The organism is uncultured Mailhella sp., from assembly GCF_963931295.1.
Lineage (GTDB): Bacteria > Desulfobacterota > Desulfovibrionia > Desulfovibrionales > Desulfovibrionaceae > Mailhella.
In genome coordinates this window covers 2,296,003-2,313,304 of sequence record NZ_OZ007001.1, presented here as the reverse complement: position 1 = coordinate 2,313,304, position 17,302 = coordinate 2,296,003, and the positions used below count along the sequence as shown (strand labels likewise).

The 17,302-nt window shown below is 63.0% G+C and carries 15 protein-coding genes; 10 read left to right on the top strand and 5 right to left on the bottom strand.

Annotated elements, in window-relative coordinates; all coding sequences use genetic code 11:
• Positions 1-169: 169 nt before the first annotated feature.
• The 3 genes from ABGT79_RS09660 to infA all read right to left on the bottom strand — a co-directional run bounded on the left by ABGT79_RS09660 (position 170) and on the right by infA (position 1,801).
• The gene (locus tag ABGT79_RS09660) at positions 170-736 is read right to left on the bottom strand and encodes a LemA family protein (protein ID WP_346665995.1); all 567 of its coding nucleotides are present in this window, start codon (positions 734-736) and stop codon (positions 170-172) included.
• A 344-nt stretch (positions 737-1,080) separates the two neighbouring features.
• Positions 1,081-1,581 carry a DUF4911 domain-containing protein gene (locus ABGT79_RS09655; protein WP_346665994.1) on the bottom strand — a complete coding sequence of 167 codons (501 nt, stop codon included), beginning with the start codon at positions 1,579-1,581 and terminating at the stop codon, positions 1,081-1,083.
• Between the two features lies 1 nt (position 1,582).
• The gene (gene infA, locus ABGT79_RS09650; protein WP_077071795.1) at positions 1,583-1,801 is read right to left on the bottom strand and encodes a translation initiation factor IF-1; all 219 of its coding nucleotides are present in this window, start codon (positions 1,799-1,801) and stop codon (positions 1,583-1,585) included.
• A 168-nt stretch (positions 1,802-1,969) separates the two neighbouring features.
• Here infA and ABGT79_RS09645 point away from each other — a divergent pair, with 168 nt between their 5' ends.
• The 7 genes from ABGT79_RS09645 (at position 1,970) to ABGT79_RS09615 (ending at position 9,894) form a co-directional block, all read left to right on the top strand.
• Positions 1,970-2,425, top strand: a complete 456-nt coding sequence (locus tag ABGT79_RS09645) for a tripartite tricarboxylate transporter TctB family protein (RefSeq protein WP_346665993.1) — start codon at positions 1,970-1,972, stop codon at positions 2,423-2,425.
• A gap of 3 nt (positions 2,426-2,428) precedes the next feature.
• Positions 2,429-3,817 (top strand): tripartite tricarboxylate transporter permease, encoded by a 1,389-nt coding sequence (locus tag ABGT79_RS09640; protein ID WP_346665992.1) that lies wholly within the window; start codon positions 2,429-2,431, stop codon positions 3,815-3,817.
• A gap of 184 nt (positions 3,818-4,001) precedes the next feature.
• Positions 4,002-5,024 (top strand): tripartite tricarboxylate transporter substrate binding protein, encoded by a 1,023-nt coding sequence (locus ABGT79_RS09635; RefSeq protein WP_346665991.1) that lies wholly within the window; start codon positions 4,002-4,004, stop codon positions 5,022-5,024.
• A gap of 175 nt (positions 5,025-5,199) precedes the next feature.
• Positions 5,200-5,685, top strand: a complete 486-nt coding sequence (gene nuoE / locus ABGT79_RS09630; protein WP_294486646.1) for an NADH-quinone oxidoreductase subunit NuoE — start codon at positions 5,200-5,202, stop codon at positions 5,683-5,685.
• 13 nt (positions 5,686-5,698) lie between these two features.
• On the top strand, positions 5,699-7,585 hold the full coding sequence (locus ABGT79_RS09625) for an NADH-quinone oxidoreductase subunit NuoF (RefSeq protein ID WP_346665990.1): 1,887 nt from the start codon (positions 5,699-5,701) through the stop codon (positions 7,583-7,585).
• A 23-nt stretch (positions 7,586-7,608) separates the two neighbouring features.
• Positions 7,609-9,354 (top strand): NADH-dependent [FeFe] hydrogenase, group A6, encoded by a 1,746-nt coding sequence (locus ABGT79_RS09620; RefSeq protein WP_346665989.1) that lies wholly within the window; start codon positions 7,609-7,611, stop codon positions 9,352-9,354.
• A 144-nt stretch (positions 9,355-9,498) separates the two neighbouring features.
• The gene (locus ABGT79_RS09615; RefSeq protein ID WP_346665988.1) at positions 9,499-9,894 is read left to right on the top strand and encodes a hypothetical protein; all 396 of its coding nucleotides are present in this window, start codon (positions 9,499-9,501) and stop codon (positions 9,892-9,894) included.
• Positions 9,895-10,008: 114 nt separating this feature from the next.
• On the opposite strand, the gene ABGT79_RS09610 is transcribed toward ABGT79_RS09615, so the two are convergent.
• Positions 10,009-10,143 (bottom strand): hypothetical protein, encoded by a 135-nt coding sequence (locus tag ABGT79_RS09610; RefSeq protein WP_294445492.1) that lies wholly within the window; start codon positions 10,141-10,143, stop codon positions 10,009-10,011.
• A gap of 307 nt (positions 10,144-10,450) precedes the next feature.
• Between ABGT79_RS09610 and rlmD the strand changes: the two genes are divergently transcribed.
• On the top strand, positions 10,451-11,932 hold the full coding sequence (gene rlmD / locus ABGT79_RS09605) for a 23S rRNA (uracil(1939)-C(5))-methyltransferase RlmD (protein ID WP_346665987.1): 1,482 nt from the start codon (positions 10,451-10,453) through the stop codon (positions 11,930-11,932).
• 30 nt (positions 11,933-11,962) lie between these two features.
• Here the strand turns inward: rlmD and ABGT79_RS09600 are convergent, their stop codons facing one another.
• Complete coding sequence (locus tag ABGT79_RS09600) at positions 11,963-14,524, bottom strand: EAL domain-containing protein (protein ID WP_346665986.1); 2,562 nt, start codon at positions 14,522-14,524, stop codon at positions 11,963-11,965.
• A gap of 524 nt (positions 14,525-15,048) precedes the next feature.
• Between ABGT79_RS09600 and ABGT79_RS09595 the strand changes: the two genes are divergently transcribed.
• Entirely contained in the window at positions 15,049-15,324 is a 276-nt protein-coding gene (locus tag ABGT79_RS09595) for a metal-sensing transcriptional repressor (protein ID WP_346665985.1), read from the top strand.
• A 104-nt stretch (positions 15,325-15,428) separates the two neighbouring features.
• Positions 15,429-17,285 (top strand): cation-translocating P-type ATPase, encoded by a 1,857-nt coding sequence (locus ABGT79_RS09590; protein WP_346665984.1) that lies wholly within the window; start codon positions 15,429-15,431, stop codon positions 17,283-17,285.
• The last annotated feature ends 17 nt before the right edge of the window (positions 17,286-17,302 follow it).

Sequence of the window (17,302 nt, the reverse complement as noted above, 5' to 3'; positions counted from 1 at the left end):
GCTTCGCCGCAGCCGGATACTCGCAGCTCTGCGCGACTTCGCCGCACAGGGCCCGGCTCAGAACAGCGGGCCGAACATCCGCCGGGCACGAAGCCGCACATCTTCCGCCGTCCTGACGAGTTGCCTGCGGCAGCATCAGGGCGCGAACACTGCGCATCCCGCGCCGCATCTACGCGACGGGAAAACCCTTGGGCGCGGCGGCTTCCTCCTCGCCGGAGAGCTCGAAATATTCCATCTTTCTGAAGCCGAACCATCCGGCGACCACGTTGCTCGGAAACTGCATGACGCGGTTGTTCTGCTCGCGCACCGTGCCGTTGTAGTAGCGGCGGGACATCTGAAGGTCGTTTTCCAGTTCCGTGAGGGAGTGCTGAAGCTGAAGAAAATTCTCGTTGGCCTTGAGATCGGGATAGGCTTCCGCCACGGCCAGCAGGCGGCCGAGCGCAAGGCTGAGGCCCTTTTCCGCCTCGCCCACGGCGCGCGCGTCGCCTCCGGCAACCTTCATGCCCGCCTCTCTGGCTCCGGCCACGGCGGACAGCACGTCCTTTTCATGCACGGCGTAGCCCTGCACCACGCTGATGAGCGCAGGCACCAGATCGTGCCTGCGGCGCAGCTGCACGCTGATGCCGCTCCACGCCTCCTCGGCAAGATTCCGCCCCCGGACGAGCGCGTTGTAAAGAAGCATGAGAGCCACGCCCAACACCACAAGAACGGCAAGAACAACGCCCGCAACAAGCATGGGAGACTCCTTTTTCCGACAAGGAAAAGGCTGAGGTTCACGGCAACATTAAAACAGGAGAAGAGGCACAGAGCAAGCGGAACGCGTCCGATGCGGCGAACATGGCGCAACGCACCGACGCGGCGCGTTTTCGGCCACGCGGCGCGAACCTTTTGCAGCAAACGCACTGCATACAGTCAAAAAAAACGGCGACGCCTCCCATGTTCAGGACGCGACGCCGAAGTTTCGCAACAATTTCTTGGCAACGGACGACAGACAAGACAGCGCGGCAAAATGCGGCAGGCACTTTCAGACAAAAGCGGCCCGAAATCGCAAAAAAACGCCGGAACGATGCGACGCGGCCTTCACTCCGCAAACGGAGGCTTTGTCGAACAGGCGTCGGTCTCCGAGGATTCCGGCTCCCTCAAAGGCGCTGCGCCGTCCGGCGACGCCGCGAAGGCCGGGGAGCTTTCGTTCCCGGAAGAGTCCCGGCAGGCCGACACGGCTCCGCACTCCGGAAGATTCTGGCGATCCGGCGCGGCGGGCGTCTTCACGGGCCATCGGCGCACCTCGAAGGGCACGGTTTTGCGCATGCTCTCAAGCAGCGCCTCAAGCTCCTCCCGCTGATGCGGAGAAAACAGCAGCTTGAACAGGGCCGCACGGGGATCAAGCACCGTGAGCATGGCCAGATGCCCGCCTCCGCCTTCCAGAAGATAACGAAAAAGACCCGTATCACGGGGAGCGATACGGATCAGCAGCATCTCGGATGCGCCGGCCGCAGGAAGCCGGACGGGCTTGCGCCGCCTTGCGCCCTTCCCGGCTTCGGGACGGGCTCCCCCGGACGAGGGAATGGCGAGCGGCTCCATCTTACTTCATGCGGTAGGTAATGCGTCCGCGGGTGAGATCGTAGGGCGAAAGCTCGACCTTCACGCGGTCGCCGGGCAGAATGCGGATATAAAACTTGCGCATCTTGCCGGAAATATGGGAAAGCACTTCGTGGCCGTTTTCCAGCTTCACGCGGAACATGGCATTGGGAAGGGCTTCTTCCACGATGCCGTCCACTTCAATGGCGTCTTCTTTAGGCATGGTTCCTCCAAAAAAAACTATCGAGACACCTTCCCCGAATATGCCGCCGCTGTCAAGGGAAACTCCCTCTCCGCGCCCCGGTTTCCGCGCCGTTGCCCATCTTTTTCTTCTGTCCTATACTCGGCCCGGCCCGCAGGGGCCGTCATTCTTCCCGTTTCGAGGTCTCCCATGCGTCTGCCCCGCGCCGCCCTGCGGCGTCACGCCCTGCGCGTTCTGCTCGCGCTTGCCGCCGTCGCGGTTCTTGCGGCCGCGCCGCCCGCGCTTTCCGCCGGACTTCCCGGCCCCGGCATCTGGCCGCGCATCGTCGGCGCGGGACTTTTTGTCGGCGCGCTGCTTCTGCCTCCCGCCTCTGCCGCCAAAGAGCGGCCCTCCCGCAAGGCTCTGCGCGAAGCGGGCGGCCTGCTCTTCTCCTGCCTGCTCTGGATGCTGCTTGTCTATGCCGCTGGCTGGCTTCCTGCCACCTTTTTCGCCGCACTCTGCGCCTGCCGCTGCGGCGGCTGCTCCCGCAACGAATCCCTCGCGCTCGCCCTGCTGCTGTGTCTGACGCTCTGGCTCGGCATGGAAAAACTGCTGGCCTGGCCGCTGCCGCAAGGCGCGCTCTTCTCCTTCGGAATCGGAGCGTAGGCCGTGGACGCCTCTTTTTTCGACCCTTCCCTGCTTTCCGGCATGGGCGCGGCGCTCTCCGCCCTCTGCTCCCTCAAACTGTGGCTGCTCGTGCTTGCGGGCGTGTTTCTCGGCATGACCGTGGGCGTGCTGCCGGGCTTCGGCCCGCCCGCGGCCATGGCCCTGCTCTTTCCCCTCGTCTATGTGCTCGAACCGCTGCCCGCCGTCTCCCTGCTCTCCGGCATTTTTTACGGCGCCAAGTACGGCGGAGCCGTCACATCCATATTAATGGGCATTCCCGGCGAGGCCGACGCCGTGGCAACCCTCTTTGAAGGTCATCCGCTGGCCCTCGGCGGAAAGGCCCGGCAGGCCCTCGCCACGGCTACGCTCGCATCCTTCACCGGCGGCATGTTCGCCTCGCTCGCCATGCTGCTGCTCGCCCCCGCGCTTTCCGGCGCGGCGCTCTTCTTCGGCCCCGCCGGACGGGCGGCCGTCATGATCTGCGCCCTGCTGCTCGTCGCCTTCACCAGTCCCGGCGGGCCGCGCCGCAGCCTGTGCATGATCTTCCTCGGTCTCGCCCTCGCCCTGCCGGGCATGGATCCCGTGTACGGCGCAGAGCGGCTGACCTTCGGCGCGTGGCGACTCTCCGAGGGCGTGGAGCTGACATCCATGCTGCTCGGCCTGTTCGGCCTCGGCGATCTCTTCAACGCCCTGCTCTCCGGCCCGGAAAAAATCCGCGCCGCCGCGCCGGACGCCGTGCCCTGCCTGCGCCGACTTTCCACGGCCCTGGCAGCCCTTCGCGGCAGCGTGCTCGGATTCCTCACCGGTCTTGTGCCCTGCGGCGCGGGCGTCACCGCCAGCTTTGCCTCCCACGCGCTGGAAAAACGCCTCAGCAACCATCCGGAACAGTTCGGAAAAGGTGCCTGGGAAGGCCTCGCCGGGCCCGAAGCCTCCAACAACGCCGCGGCCATGGCCTCGTTTGCGCCGCTTCTGCTCATGGGCCTGCCCACCAATCCCATCATGGCCGCCATGCTCGGCGCGCTCACCGTCGTGGGCGTGACGCCCGGCCCCTCCCTGCCCGAAGAGCAGCCGGACTTCTACTGGGGGCTCATGTTCTGCCTCATGGCGGGCAACGTCATTCTGCTCGTGCTCGGCCTGACCCTTTCAGGTTTCTGGGCAAGGCTCGCGCGCCTTCCCTTCCGGCTGCTCTGGCCCGTGATCTGCCTGCTCTGTCTGACGGGCTCCTACATGGGGGCCGACGACATGTCCGGCCCGGCTCAGTGCGTGCTCTTCGGGCTTCTCGCCGTGGCGCTCAGGCGCTGCGGCTGTTCGCCCGCGCCCCTCGTGCTCGCCTTCGTGCTCGGCCCGAGACTGGAAACCCATCTCATGCAGACGCTTCTCTCCTTCTGGTAGCCGTCAAAACAGGCCTCCTTTTCGACTTTTCTGTCATTTTTTATAAAACTGATTGAACGCTCAAAGAAGGCCGTCTTGCAAATAACGCACGATTATAATACGTTACACCGATATATCCGATACTCTTATGTGAAAAAATTTTTTATGCTTGCCGATTTCATTTTTACCTGTAGAGATATGCACCATGAAATGGCGTATTCCATACTTCGGCCTTGCCGCCCTCTCTCTCCTGCTTCTCTCTCCAGTTTCCGTTCCGCAGGCCCGCGCCGCAGACGGCCCCATTCAGCTGTCCATCGCCTTCAGCCCGGGCGGAGCCCTCGACGCCGCAGCCCGCGTGCTCGCCCATGACGCCGAAGCCGTTCTGGGAAGAAACATCGTTCCCCGGAACACGCCGAGCGGCGGCGGCATGACCTCCGTGGCCAGACTGGCAAAAGACAAGGCCGACGGCTCCCGCCTCGCCGCCTGCGTGACCAACGCGCTCATCTTCATTCCCACCGTCAACGACGCGCCCTACGATCCGCTCAAGGACGTGGAGCCTCTGCTCATCTTCGGACAGGCCTCCCCCGTGCTGGTGACGCGCCCCGGCGCGCCCTGGAAGACGCTGGACGACTTTCTTGCCGCCACGCGCCAGGCCTCCGGCGAAATGCGCATCGGCGTTCCCGGTCTGGGCACGCCCTCCCACGTCGCCCTTGCCGCCATATCCGCCAAAGATCCCTCGCTCAAGTGGCGTTTCGTGCCCTTCGGCGGGCCCGGCGAAGCCGAAGCCGCCCTGCTCGGCGGTCACGTGGACGCCGCCGCGAGCGGCGCGCTGCCCCGCGTGAAAAACGGTCAGCTTCTTCCGCTCATGGTTCTCGCAGGCGCGAGACTTCCCGCGCTGCCGGGCGTGCCCTCCCTGAGCGACAAGGGCTTCGCCGATCCCGGACGCGGCGATTCATCCTTCATTCTTCTCGCGCCGGCCGGCGTGCCGCCGCAGACTCTGGACGAACTTTCCCTCGCCTTTCTGAAGGCCGCCGAAACCGGCGCACTCAGAAAAACCCTTGAAAGCTTTTCCGCCTCTGCCGTGCTCTTGAACCGGCAGGAAGCGAAAGCCTTTCTCAAGGAAGCCCAGGCGCAGGAAAAAGACATTCTCAAAGCGGCGGGCATTGCCGACAGGTCCGCCGCCTCCCCCAACCAGGGGAAAAGCCGGACATCCTCCGCAGGAGAATGATTCCGGCCGGCGGAAAACAGCCGTCCCGGACAGGAGGGACGACGCACTTTTTCCGCTGCGGGCGCCTCGCCGAACGCGCCGCGCCCCACCCGCAACCGTCCCGCAGGGGACACGGAACGCCCTGACCGCCGCCGCAGGCCGGTCAGAGCCAGGATTGTACCAGGAGGATATCCACATGTCTTGCAACTGCACGGCCAGCCCCATTGACCTTGCTCCTCTCATGGACATTCTGAAACCCTACAAGCAGAACCCGAAAGGCGCGCTCATTCCCGTTCTGCAGCAGGCCCAGGATGTTTACGGCTATCTGCCGCAGGAAGTGCTCGAAACCATCGCGTCGGAACTGAACGTTCCGGTGGCGGAGGTGTTCGGCGTGGTCACGTTCTACGCACAGTTCCACCTCAATCCGCGCGGCAAGAACATCGTCCGCGTCTGTCAGGGCACGGCCTGTCACGTCCGCGGCGGGGCCGCCATTCTTGAAGCGGTGAGCCATCACCTCGACATCAAGCCCGGCGAAACCACCAAGGATCTCAACTTCACGCTGGAAACCGTGGCCTGCCTCGGCGCCTGCGGTCTGGCTCCGGTCATGATGGTGAACGAGAACACCCACGGCCGCCTGACCCCCGACGACATTCCCGGCATTCTCGACAGCTACCTGGCATAAAGGAGAGGACGACATGCTTGAACTCAAACGTCTCACTTCCGTCGACGCCCTCAACAGGCTGCAGGAAGAAGCCCGGCCTCTGCTTGATCTGCGCAACTACAACCGCGCACCCGACCAGAAAAAATATCAGATCCTCATCTGCGGCGGCACCGGCTGCACTTCCTCGGGCAGCATGAACATCCGCGACGCCCTCCAGGCCGCCATCGACAAGAACGGCCTGAGCGACCGCGTGAGCATCGTGGTCACCGGCTGCCACGGCTTCTGCGAACTCGGACCGCTCGTCATCTTCTATCCCGGCGGCATCTTCTACGTACGCGTGCAGCCCGAAGACGCCGACGAGCTCATCAGAACCACCGTGCTCGAAGGCAAGACCGTGGAGAGGCTCCACTATCAGGGCCGCACCGGCAAAACCCCGCGCCACAGCTACCGCGACATGCTCTTCTACAACCTGCAGAAGCGCCTCGTGCTGCGCAACTGCGGACGCATCGATCCGGAAAACATCTTTGAATACATCGCCAACGGCGGCTATCAGGGCATAGCCAAGGCCCTTTCCATGGGCCGTCAGGCCACCCTTGAGGAAGTGCTCAACTCCGGCCTGCGCGGCCGCGGCGGCGCAGGCTTCCCCACCGGCCTCAAGTGGAAGTTCATGGCTTCCGAACCGGCCGAACCCAAGTACATGCTCTGCAACGCCGACGAAGGCGATCCCGGCGCGTTCATGGACCGCTCCGTGCTGGAAGGCGATCCCAACGCCGTCATCGAAGGCATGCTCATCGGCGCATGGGCCACGGGAGCCACCGAAGGCTATGTGTACGTGCGCGCCGAATATCCGCTCGCCATCAAGCGCCTCGGCATCGCCCTCGCCGAAGCCGAAGCCCTCGGCCTCATCGGCGACAACATTCTCGGTTCCGACTTCAGCTTCCATCTGAAGATCAAGCAGGGCGCGGGCGCATTCGTGTGCGGCGAAGAAACCGCCCTCATGCGCTCCATCGAAGGCAAGCGCGGCATGCCCCGCGTGCGTCCGCCCTTCCCGGCCAAGCGCGGCCTGTGGGAGAAGCCCACCGTGCTCAACAACGTGGAAACCTTCGCCAACGTGGCCCGCATCATCACCGAGGGTGCGGACGCCTTCCGTCAGGACGGCACCGAAAAATCCCCGGGCACCAAGATTTTCGCCGTCACCGGCAAGGTACGCAACACCGGTCTTGTGGAAATTCCCATGGGCGTTTCCATGCGCCACATCATTTTCGACATCTGCGCCGGCATCAAGAACGACAAGAAGTTCAAGGCCGTGCAGATAGGCGGGCCTTCCGGCGCGTGCCTGCCCGCCTCCATGCTCGACAACCCCGTCGATTACGATTCCCTCACCGCCGCGGGCGCCATGATGGGTTCCGGCGGCCTGGTCGTGGTAGACGAAGACACCTGCATGGTGGACCTCGCCCGCTTCTTCCTCACCTTCACGCAGGCCGAAAGCTGCGGCAAATGCACTCCCTGCCGCGAAGGCAGCAAGCGCATGCTTGAAATTCTGGAACGCATCTGCGGCGGCGAAGGCCGCGACGGCGACATCGAGGAACTCGAACGCCTGGCCCACACCATGCGCACCTCTTCGCTCTGCGCCCTCGGTCAGACGGCCCCCAACCCCGTGCTCTCCACGCTGCGCTTCTTCCGCTCGGAATACGAGGCCCACATTCACGACAAGAAGTGCCCCGCCGGCGTCTGCACCAAGCTGCTCCAGTACAGGATTGATCCCGAAAAGTGCAAGGGCTGCACCCTCTGCGCCCGCAACTGCCCCGTGGGAGCCATCACCGGCAAGGTGCGCGAACCCCACCTGATCAATCCCAACAAGTGCATCAAGTGCGGCACCTGCATGGACAAGTGCAAGCACGGCGCCATCAGCCGCGTGTAAGCCCGACCTCGAGGAGAATCATCATGAGTGATACCGTTACTCTGACTATAGACGGCCAGAAAGTGACCGCCCCCGCGGACGCCACCATTCTGGAAGCCGCAAAACTTGTCGGCATCAACATTCCCACGCTCTGCTACCATCCGCTGCTGCGCCCCGAAGGCTCCTGCCGCGTGTGCGTGTGCAAGGTGACGAAGGCCCGTTCCTTCGTTCCCGCCTGCATCGCCAAGGTCAGCGAAGGCATGGAAGTCTTCACCAACGATCCCGAAGTGCTCGAATCGCGCAAGAACATCGTGGAACTGCTGCTCGCCAACCATCCCAAGGACTGCCTTGCCTGTTCGCGTTCCGGCAACTGCGAGCTGCAGCGCGTGGCCAACAATCTGGGCATCCGTCGCGTGCGCTACGAATACAACCGTCCGCCCATGGAAAAGGACGAAAGCAATCCCTGCATCGTCCGCGATCCGTCCAAGTGCATACTCTGCGGCCGCTGCGTACGCATGTGCGCCGAAGTGCAGGGCGTGAGCATCTATTCCTTCGCCTACCGCGGCCTCAACGCCCGTGTGACCCCGGCCTTCAACCTCGGCCTCGGCGAAGTCTCCTGCACCTTCTGCGGTCAGTGCCGCAAGGTCTGCCCCACCGGAGCCATCACCATGAAAAGCGACACCGAACGCGCCTGGCAGGCCCTGCGCGATCCGGAAAAAATCGTCATGGTGCAGACGGCTCCCTCCGTGCGCGTGGCCATCAGCGAACCCTTCGGCGGCAAGCCCGGCGACATCGCCACCGGCCAGATGGTCAGCGCCCTGCGCCGCCTCGGCTTCGACAGAGTCTTCGACACCAACTGGTCCGCCGACCTCACCATCATGGAAGAAGGTCACGAACTCGTCGATCGCCTGAAAAACGGCGGCGAGCTTCCCATGATCACGAGCTGCTCGCCCGGCTGGATCAACTTCATCGAGCTCTACTATCCCGATCTGCTGCCGCATCTGTCCACGGCCAAGAGCCCGCAGTCCATGTTCGGGGCCATGCTCAAGACCTACTACGCCCAGAAACAGGGCATCGATCCCTCCAAGATCGTGTCGGTCTCCATCATGCCCTGCACCGCCAAGAAGTTCGAGGCCGAGCGCCGCGAACTTTCCGCCAGCGGCTTCGCCGACACCGACATCGTGCTCACCACCGCCGAACTCGCCCAGATGATCAAGGAAGCCAACATCAACTTCTTCGCCCTGCCGGAGGAGGAATTCGATCCCATCATGGGCGAAGGCTCCGGCGCAGGCAACATCTTCGGCGCCACCGGCGGCGTGATGGAAGCCGCCATGCGCACCGCCTACAAGGTCATCACCGGCGAAGAGATGGAACCCGTGGAACTCGAATCCGTGCGCGGCATGGAAGGCATCCGCGAGGCCGAGGTGAACTTCAACGGCGTTCTCACCCTCAAGGTGGCCGTGGCACATGGTCTCGCCAACGCCCGCAAGGTCTGCGAAATGATCCGCAAGGGCAATCCCCGCGGCTGGAACTTCATTGAAATCATGGCCTGCCCCGGCGGCTGCGTCAACGGCGGCGGTCAGCCCATCAACCTCGACGCCGACACCCCCCGTCTGCGCATCGAGGCGCTGTACCGCAACGACCGCAACCTGCCCGTGCGCAGAAGTCACGACAACCCCGAAATTCAGGCCCTGTACCGGGACTTCCTCGGCGCGCCGAACAGCCACAAGGCTCACGAGCTGCTGCACACCCGCTACTATGAACAGTATCGCTCCTGCCGGAGCAAGTAGTCGTATCGCCTGAACGCTCCGCGCCCCGACCGGCATGCCCGGCCGGGGCGCTTTTTTTTCATACAGGCTTTGACTTTTCCCGCTCTTGCCGCCAATATGAAACCCCGCACCGGTTCCCATTCCGGCTCAATCTGTGGAGGATTTATGTCTGAAACCCGCTTTCTTTCCGAAATGTTCAATATACAGCCCCCGAGCTGGGGCCTTCGCGGCGATCCGTACCTCTGGGAAGACATGAAACAGGCCTTTGCCGACGTGCCCTTCCCCTACAGCTCCCATGAGCTCGTCATGGACATTCACCGCATCTTCAAGGAAAAAACCGGCGAAGAGCTGAGCACCACCGTCCGCCCCTTCGTGGCAGCCTATGACCACGGCGGAACCTCGTCCGGCAAGGTGTCCGGCAGGTTCTGGCTTCTCACGGCCATTCCGCTGCTGCTCGCCCTGCGCGACGTGGCCGAAAACAACATGGCCGAATTCGACAAGATTCTTGCCGAAGGCACGGCCCGCTTCGCCCTGCGCAGCCATCCCTGCACGCCTCAATGATGCCGCCCGAAAAGAGCGCGTCCGGCGCGCTCCGCTCGCGGCAAGCGATGCCGGCAAATGAAAAAGGCGTCCCTTCCTGGAAGGGACGCCTTTTTCGTGCAATGACGACAAAAATCAATGAACGTGTTCGCCGCGTCTCACGCGATAGATGATGGCGCAGATCATGACGATGAAATAGATGAAGATGCAGCCCACGCCCACGAAGCCCTGAGGGGTGGAGTGCATGGCGCTGGTGATGAGTTCTCCCATACTGTGCTCCTCGAAAAGTCTGGACGGCCCTTCCGGCGAGCTGCCGGAATCACCGTTTACCTTCTCCCAAGCCCTGTAAAAAGTCAAGGCGGTTTTCCCGAACGGCTCGCCTGTTCCGACGGAATCCGAAGCGGTTGCGCCCTCTTTCCGCGCGCTCAAAGCCTTGCGGCCACGAGGGGCAGGCCGGGGCCTCGCATGCCGCCGCGCGTCGGCCGAACGTGCGGGCGACAGTTCCGCCCTGATTCCGGCCTTTTGCCTTTCCGCCCCCTCCCTGCTATGATGCCCCATCACCCCACAGGAGACGTTCATGGCATACCAAAGCAACGACACGCTGGAACTTGAGCTGCACGGCCTTTCCCCTGACGGCAGGACCGTGGGACGCAGCGACGAAGGCATGACCATCTTTGTTCGCGGCGGCCTTCCCGGTCAGCGCGTGCGGGTACGGCTCTGTCATGTGAAAAAGCGCATGGCCGAAGCCGAGCTGCTCGACGTGCTCCGTCACGCTCCCGACGAGCGGAACGCGCCCTGTCCTCACGCCGACGAATGCGGCGGCTGCCCCTGGCAGCGCCTGCCCTACGCCCGTCAGCTTGAGGAGAAAACCCGCATCGTGCAGGACTCTCTGCGCAGGCTGGGACGTCTCGATCTGCCCGAAGGCGTGATCCGCCCCGCGCTCAGCCCGGGAGAACGCGCGGAATGGGGATACCGGAACAAAATGGAATTCGCCTTTGCGCAGGACGCCTCCGGCCGCACCGCGCTCGGCCTGCGGGCGCGCTCGTCCCGCACGGTGATTCCGGTCACGCAGTGCCTGCTGCAAAGCCCGCAAGCCATGACCGTGCTTGCCGATCTCAGGGAGCTTTGCGAAAAATTCCGCCTCGTTGCCGCCCCCTCCGGGCGCAGCGGCAAGGAACGCGCGCCGCGCAGGAAAGGCTTCAGCAGCTCGGTCAGGCAGAACGACATTCTGCGCTTTGCCGTCATCCGCGAGCCGCAGGACGGCGGCTGCCTCGTGGAACTCATCACTCTGCCCTCGCCGCAGGAAGCCTCGACCGTCCGCAAGCTCGGCAGCGCGCTCATGGAAAAGAATTCCGGCGTGACGGGCTTCGTTCACAGCATCCGCGCCGCCGAGTCCGACGTGGCCTACGGCGAGCAGACCGTGTTCACACTGGGCGAATCCCGGCTTTCCGAAACGCTCGCTCTTCAGGGTCGGAACGTCACCTTCGCGCTCGATCACAATTCCTTCTTTCAGGTGAACAGCCGCGCCGCCGAACTGCTCTACAACACCGCCGCCGAGCTCGCCGCCTCCCTGTTTCCCGGCGCAACCGGCCTCTGGGGCAAAGAATGCTGGGACATCTACTGCGGCGCAGGCGGCCTCGCCCTGACCATGGGCCCGCATTTTTCGCGCATGTTCGGCCTCGAAAGCGTGGCGCAGGCCGTGGAGCTCGCCGCCCGGAACGCCGCAGCGGCCGGGGAAAACACAGAATACCGCTTTGAATGCGGCGACGCCGCCAGGCTCGAGCGCTGCTTCCGCGAGCGCGGCGTGCCCGACCTTCTCGTCACCGATCCGCCCCGCGCGGGCATGGACGAGCGCACCGTGCAGGCCATACTCAAACATCGACCGCCGCGCCTCGTGCTCGTGTCGTGCAACCCGGCCACCCTGGCGCGCGATCTGGCCCTGCTCGCCCCGGCCTACGACATCCGCGCCGTGCAGCCCGTGGATCTTTTTCCGCAGACGCCGCACGTGGAAACCGTGGCCGCGCTCTCGCTCACGTCTCCCGGAAAGCAGGAAGCCTGAGAGAGCGAAATCACGGCTGGGCGACGCTCCTCAGTGTTCGCCCCGCTCCAGACGCTCTCTGCGCTCTCTCTGGAAGCGGACCACGAGGAAGCTGGCCAGCACCCGGATCTGGGTGTCGTCGTCGATGGCGTTGCGGGGATTGTCCACGCCCACGAAGCCGGCCACACGGCCTTCTTCCATGAGCGGCACGGCGATGAGCCGATGGATCTCCTGACGCTCGAGCATCTCCCATTCAAGAGGGGAACGACTCCTGAGCGGCTCCTTATTGTAGATGATGACGGACTTGTCGTGCAGGAAGAGTTCCATCCATCGGAACACCGCTTCCGGCGGCACCTGCTGAAGATTCTCCTTCTGCGGCGTGATGCCCGAAGCGCACCACTCGAAAGTATTGTCCCAGAACCCGGGCTTCGCAGGCGAAGGTTCAAAGAGATAGGCCCGGTCGGCCCTGTAGAATTCTCCGAGCGAGGCCAGCACCAGATCCACGGCACGGCTCCAGTCCCTCTGACGATGCAGCACATCCACGTAGCCGGTGATGCGCCTTGCAAAATCCAGACGGGCCTGAGACTTCCGGCTGACGTACTCCCGCCTCGTGATGTCCATGCCGACCTGAAGACGCAACGTCTTCTCGTCCACGTCCAGAAGCTTGTCCTTCAGAAGAAAATGCCTGTCGCAGTAACTGTTCCAGTCCTCCCATATATGAAAGGAGTCATGGCGCAGCCCGGCATTGGGACAGAAGCTGCAGGGAGCGTCCAGGCCCCGCAGCGCCTCATAGCATTTCCGTCCCCGGTAATCCCTGACGCCGAAGATTCTTTTCCCCGCAGCATTGAGATAGTATATCTCATGCGTCAAAACGTCGCACAGGGAAATGACGTCCTCGGTCTTCTCCAGTATGGTGTGCTCAAGCGCATACCTGTCCTTTGAAGACATGGAGAGCTTCTCCCGCTCCCTGTCGTCGGGACAGGGAACGGCCTCCAGATAGTTCCTTCTGAGCACGAATTTCTCAGGGGACATGGGCCTTGCAAAGAAATACCCCTGATAGAGCGCCGGATGAAGCGGCTCCAGCACGGCAAGTTCCTCGGAGTTTTCCACGCCTTCGCAGCATACGCGGATGCCGCCGCCCGCAGCCAGTTCGATGATGTTGGACAAAAGACGCAGATTGTAGGCGCTGTGCTGAATGCCGCTCACGAAGCAGCGGTCGATCTTGATCTCGTCGATGGACAATTCTTTCAGCCAGCTCAGGCTGGAATAGCCGGTCCCGAAATCGTCCACGGCGATCGCTATGCCCTCCTCCTTCCAAGCGCTGAACACGGCGTTCAGATACGGATAGTTCTGAAGCTCCCTGCCTTCCGTGACCTCGACGGTGAGAGCGCTTCCGGGAAGACCGCTCGCCCGGAGCAGCTTCAGAACATCCTCCTGGATCTCCGACTGCCACAGCTGACGGTAGGACATGTTGATGCTGACGTGAAAGTCGGGAACCGTCAGTCTCCAGATGCGGCACTGTTCCAGCGCCTTCCGGATGATCCACTTGCCGACCGGCACGATGAGCCCGCTCTGCTCCAGCACCGGAATGCATTCGTCCGGCGAAATGACGCCCCTTCGGGAAGAGCGGAACCGAAGCAGCGCCTCTGCTCCTGCAAGTTCGAAAGTCTCGGAACGGATCTGCGCCTGATAGAGAAGAAAAAATCCCGAAAAGTCGTTTCTGACGGAGTTCTCCATTTCCTCGAGCAGTTCCAGAGCGGCTATCTTTCGCTCATAATCCTCGGGCATGAAGAAGCACAGTCTGTTCTTTCCCGACTTCTTTGCGGCCTCCAGAGAACTCTCGGCATACTGCAGAAGCATTTCGCTCTCCGGAATCTGATACTTCTGCAGCGGAACGCAGCCGCCGGAAATGGTGCATTCGCCCTCAAGGCTTCTCTGCACATTCCGAAAATATGCCTTCACCTGCTCTTCGTCCGTCTCCGACAGAAGTATGCAGAAGCAGTTGCCGTTGATCCGGCATGCCCGCTGCTCGCCCGCGCAGGCGTCGTTCATGGCGTCCCTGAGCACTTCAAGAACGCCGTTGCCGCACTCCCGGCCGTATTTCAGATTTATCCGGCTCAGATTGTCCACGTTCACCATCAGAAGATGGCCGCTTCGTCCCTGATGGTGCGCCTTTTCCAGCTCCTTCAGCCACGCCGTCTGACAGCTGTCCCTGACGGGCTGCTCCAGATGATCCTGCGCCGATATCGTTCCCAGGAAAAAACTCGCCCTGCCGCACTTATCGAAATAGCATTTTCCCTTGCTGCTGAGCCATATCAGCTGTCCGAAACGGTTCCGCATGCGGTAGTTGAAATGATAGTGCTGCCGCTCCCGGCGGAAGGAACCCGAAACATAGCGCTTCAGTCTGGCGCAGTCCGCGGGATATATCACCCGGTACCACTCGTCCAGCGAACAGCCCGAACGGGGAATCATGGCCGTTATTTTCTGAATATTCTCGGAAAAGCAAAACTTTTTTTCCACAAAGGAATAGTACTGATAGCACTCGCCCGTACTGTCTCCGAAATGGTTCAGCATCTGCTGACGAAGCTCACTGTTGTTCCAAAGACTATCCATCGACTCTTCTTTCACCCTGTCCATGCAGATGTACGCAGCCTCATAAAAACATCCCGGCTGCTTCCGACGGCAAAATATTTCTGCGGAAAATATGGGTTATTCTATATCAGAACGCGCCGAGCTACAAGACGAGTCCCGCAGCTCTCCCTGTCGGCTTTTTTCATCATAAAAGATATTTCCGGTTCCACCTGTCCCCAAAGAGCAGGAAAGCATGATGCCTGCGGTCTTTTTCAGACGCCCAGGACGGCTCACAGCTCCCTCCTCCTGCCGGAAAGGAGCGCCAAACTCCGCCGCCGAAACTTCCCCCACTCCCGGCAACGCTCCGGCACGGCCGCCTTTCGCCTTCTTTGAAGGCCGAAGAAGTTAAGATACACTCGTTCCAACGCCCTTTCCTGAACGGCGTCATGTGTCCCGCCGCAGATGCCGCCGCCCTGCAGGACGCGTCCTTCCCCGCCGCTCCAAAGCCAGGAGCCGCAACTTCGGCGGAAAACATGCCCCGACCTTTCGGGGCCGGAGGTACCCGCATGAGACAGTGCATGGATTCCGAAAACCTGCACCGCAGGTTGAAAAAAATCATCGGTCAGGTGCAGGCCATCGACCGCATGATAGACGAAGACATTCCCTGCGAGGACGTGCTCGCCCAGATCAACGCCGCCAAATCCGCCCTGCACAAGGCCGGACAGGTGGTGCTCGAAGGCCACATACGCCACTGCGTGCGCGACGGCATAGAACACGGCGACGCCGACCAGACCATAGCCAGCTTCACCAAGGCCGTGGAACGCTTCGCCAACATGAACTGACGAAGGACCGGCCCCTCCCTGCGGCCGGTCTTTTTTGTGCCCCTTGACAAACCTATACCCCTATAGGTATTTTTCAGACATGCCCACGGCTGCAGGAGGCCTCCATGACGACAACGGACATGCTCTCGATCTGGCGCGACTTCAAGACGGAACTCATATTTCTCATGCTTTCGGGGCTGTCGCTGCTGGCCAGCATGCTTGTTCCCGAGGGCTTTCCCGTGGACCCCGCATGGGTCGCCATCGTGCTGTGCGGCGTGCCCATCGTCAAGGAGGCCGTGGTCGGACTGGTCACGGCCTTCGACGTCAAGGCCGACGTGCTGGTGGCCACGGCCCTTGTCGCCTCCGTGATCATCGGCGAAGACTTTGCCGCCGGCGAGGTGGCCTTCATCATGCAGCTCGGCTCGCTGCTCGAAGAAGTGACCACGGCGCGCGCCCGGGCGGGCATTGAAAAGCTGATCCGCCTCAGTCCGCAGACCGCGCGCCTTCTCAAGGACGGGCGGGAAATCATGACTCCGGCAAAAGACGTGCGCGAAGGCGACGCGCTGCGCGTACTGCCCGGAGAAACCGTGCCTGCCGACGGCGTGATCCTGCGCGGTCAGAGTTCCGTGGATCAGGCGCTGCTCACCGGCGAATCCCTGCCCGTGGACAAGGCGGAAGGCGACGAAGTGTACAGCGGCACCGTGAACCGCTACGGCTCCTTCGACATGAAGGCCACCCGCAGCGGCACGGACGGCTCCATTCAGCGCATGATACGGCTGGTGCAGTCCGCGGACGCCGGCAAGGCGAAGGTGGTGCGCCTGGCCGACCGCTGGGCCACCTGGATAGTGGCGGGCGCATTCTCCGCCGCGCTCGCCACATGGCTTGTTACCGGGGAAATCATTCGCGCGGTCACCATTCTCGTGGTGTTCTGCCCCTGTTCGCTGGTGCTTGCCACGCCCACGGCCATTGTGGCGGCCATAGGCAACCTCACGCGGCACGGCATGCTCGTGCGGCAGGGCGACGCGCTGGAACGCCTGGCCGACGCCGAGATCTGCGCCTTCGACAAGACCGGCACGCTCACGCTCGGCGAACCGCGGGTGCGCGCGGCGTGCAGCCTGCGCCCCGACCTCTCGGACCGGGAACTCCACCGGCTCTGCGCCGGAGCGGAACGTCGTTCGGAACATCCGCTCGGTCGCGCCGTGGTGCAGGGCTTCGGCGAAGAGGAGCAGATTCCCGACGGCGAAAATTTTCAGATGATTCCGGGCCGCGGCGTGCGCTGCACCGTGGAAGGGCGACGCGTGGCCGCGGGAAGCGCCGCCTTTCTCGCCGCCGAGGGCGCAGTCCCGACCGAAGAGGATGTTGCCCGGGCCTCGGAGTTTGTGAACGAAGGCTGCACCGTCGTGTGGATTGCCGCGGACGGCCGCCCTGCCGGATTCATCGCCCTTTCCGACATGCCCCGCGCCGAGGCCGCGCAAACCGTGCGCGCCCTCAAAGATGCCGGGGTGAGACCGGTGCTTCTCACCGGCGATCACGCAGGCGCCGCGCGTCACACGGCCCGGGAGCTCGGCATTGAGGACTGGCACGCCGAATGCCTGCCCGAAGACAAGATGCGCTTCATGGACGAACACGCCCGCGTGTGCATGATCGGCGACGGCGTCAACGACGCTCCGGCGCTGAAAAAGGCGCATGTGGGCATGGCCATGGGCGGCATGGGCAGCGACATTGCCGTGGACGCCGCCGACATCGTGCTCGTGCGCGACGGCATAGGCGAAGTGCCGCACGCCTTTCTGCTCTCCCGGCGCATGATGAAGGCCATACGCTTCAACCTGACCTTTTCCATGGCGCTGAACTTTGCGGCCATCGTGCTGGCCGCTGTCGGGGCGCTCAATCCCGTCACCGGAGCGCTTGTCCACAACGCGGGCTCCGTGGCCGTGGTGCTTCACTCCGCCCTGCTGCTGCGCTGGGAGAAAAAGAGCGTCTGACGCTTCCGCGCAAGAGA

Excerpts from the sequence above, each read along its gene's own strand:
- ABGT79_RS09660 (WP_346665995.1), bottom strand. The coding sequence starts at position 736 with ATGCTTGTTGCGGGCGTTGTTCTTGCCGTTCTTGTGGTGTTGGGCGTG.
- ABGT79_RS09655 (WP_346665994.1), bottom strand. The coding sequence starts at position 1,581 with ATGGAGCCGCTCGCCATTCCCTCGTCCGGGGGAGCCCGTCCCGAAGCC.
- infA (WP_077071795.1), bottom strand. The coding sequence starts at position 1,801 with ATGCCTAAAGAAGACGCCATTGAAGTGGACGGCATCGTGGAAGAAGCC.
- ABGT79_RS09645 (WP_346665993.1), top strand. The coding sequence starts at position 1,970 with ATGCGTCTGCCCCGCGCCGCCCTGCGGCGTCACGCCCTGCGCGTTCTG.
- ABGT79_RS09635 (WP_346665991.1), top strand. The coding sequence starts at position 4,002 with ATGAAATGGCGTATTCCATACTTCGGCCTTGCCGCCCTCTCTCTCCTG.
- nuoE (WP_294486646.1), top strand. The coding sequence starts at position 5,200 with ATGTCTTGCAACTGCACGGCCAGCCCCATTGACCTTGCTCCTCTCATG.
- ABGT79_RS09625 (WP_346665990.1), top strand. The coding sequence starts at position 5,699 with ATGCTTGAACTCAAACGTCTCACTTCCGTCGACGCCCTCAACAGGCTG.
- ABGT79_RS09620 (WP_346665989.1), top strand. The coding sequence starts at position 7,609 with ATGAGTGATACCGTTACTCTGACTATAGACGGCCAGAAAGTGACCGCC.
- ABGT79_RS09615 (WP_346665988.1), top strand. The coding sequence starts at position 9,499 with ATGTCTGAAACCCGCTTTCTTTCCGAAATGTTCAATATACAGCCCCCG.
- ABGT79_RS09610 (WP_294445492.1), bottom strand. The coding sequence starts at position 10,143 with ATGGGAGAACTCATCACCAGCGCCATGCACTCCACCCCTCAGGGCTTC.
- rlmD (WP_346665987.1), top strand. The coding sequence starts at position 10,451 with ATGGCATACCAAAGCAACGACACGCTGGAACTTGAGCTGCACGGCCTT.
- ABGT79_RS09600 (WP_346665986.1), bottom strand. The coding sequence starts at position 14,524 with ATGGATAGTCTTTGGAACAACAGTGAGCTTCGTCAGCAGATGCTGAAC.
- ABGT79_RS09595 (WP_346665985.1), top strand. The coding sequence starts at position 15,049 with ATGAGACAGTGCATGGATTCCGAAAACCTGCACCGCAGGTTGAAAAAA.
- ABGT79_RS09590 (WP_346665984.1), top strand. The coding sequence starts at position 15,429 with ATGACGACAACGGACATGCTCTCGATCTGGCGCGACTTCAAGACGGAA.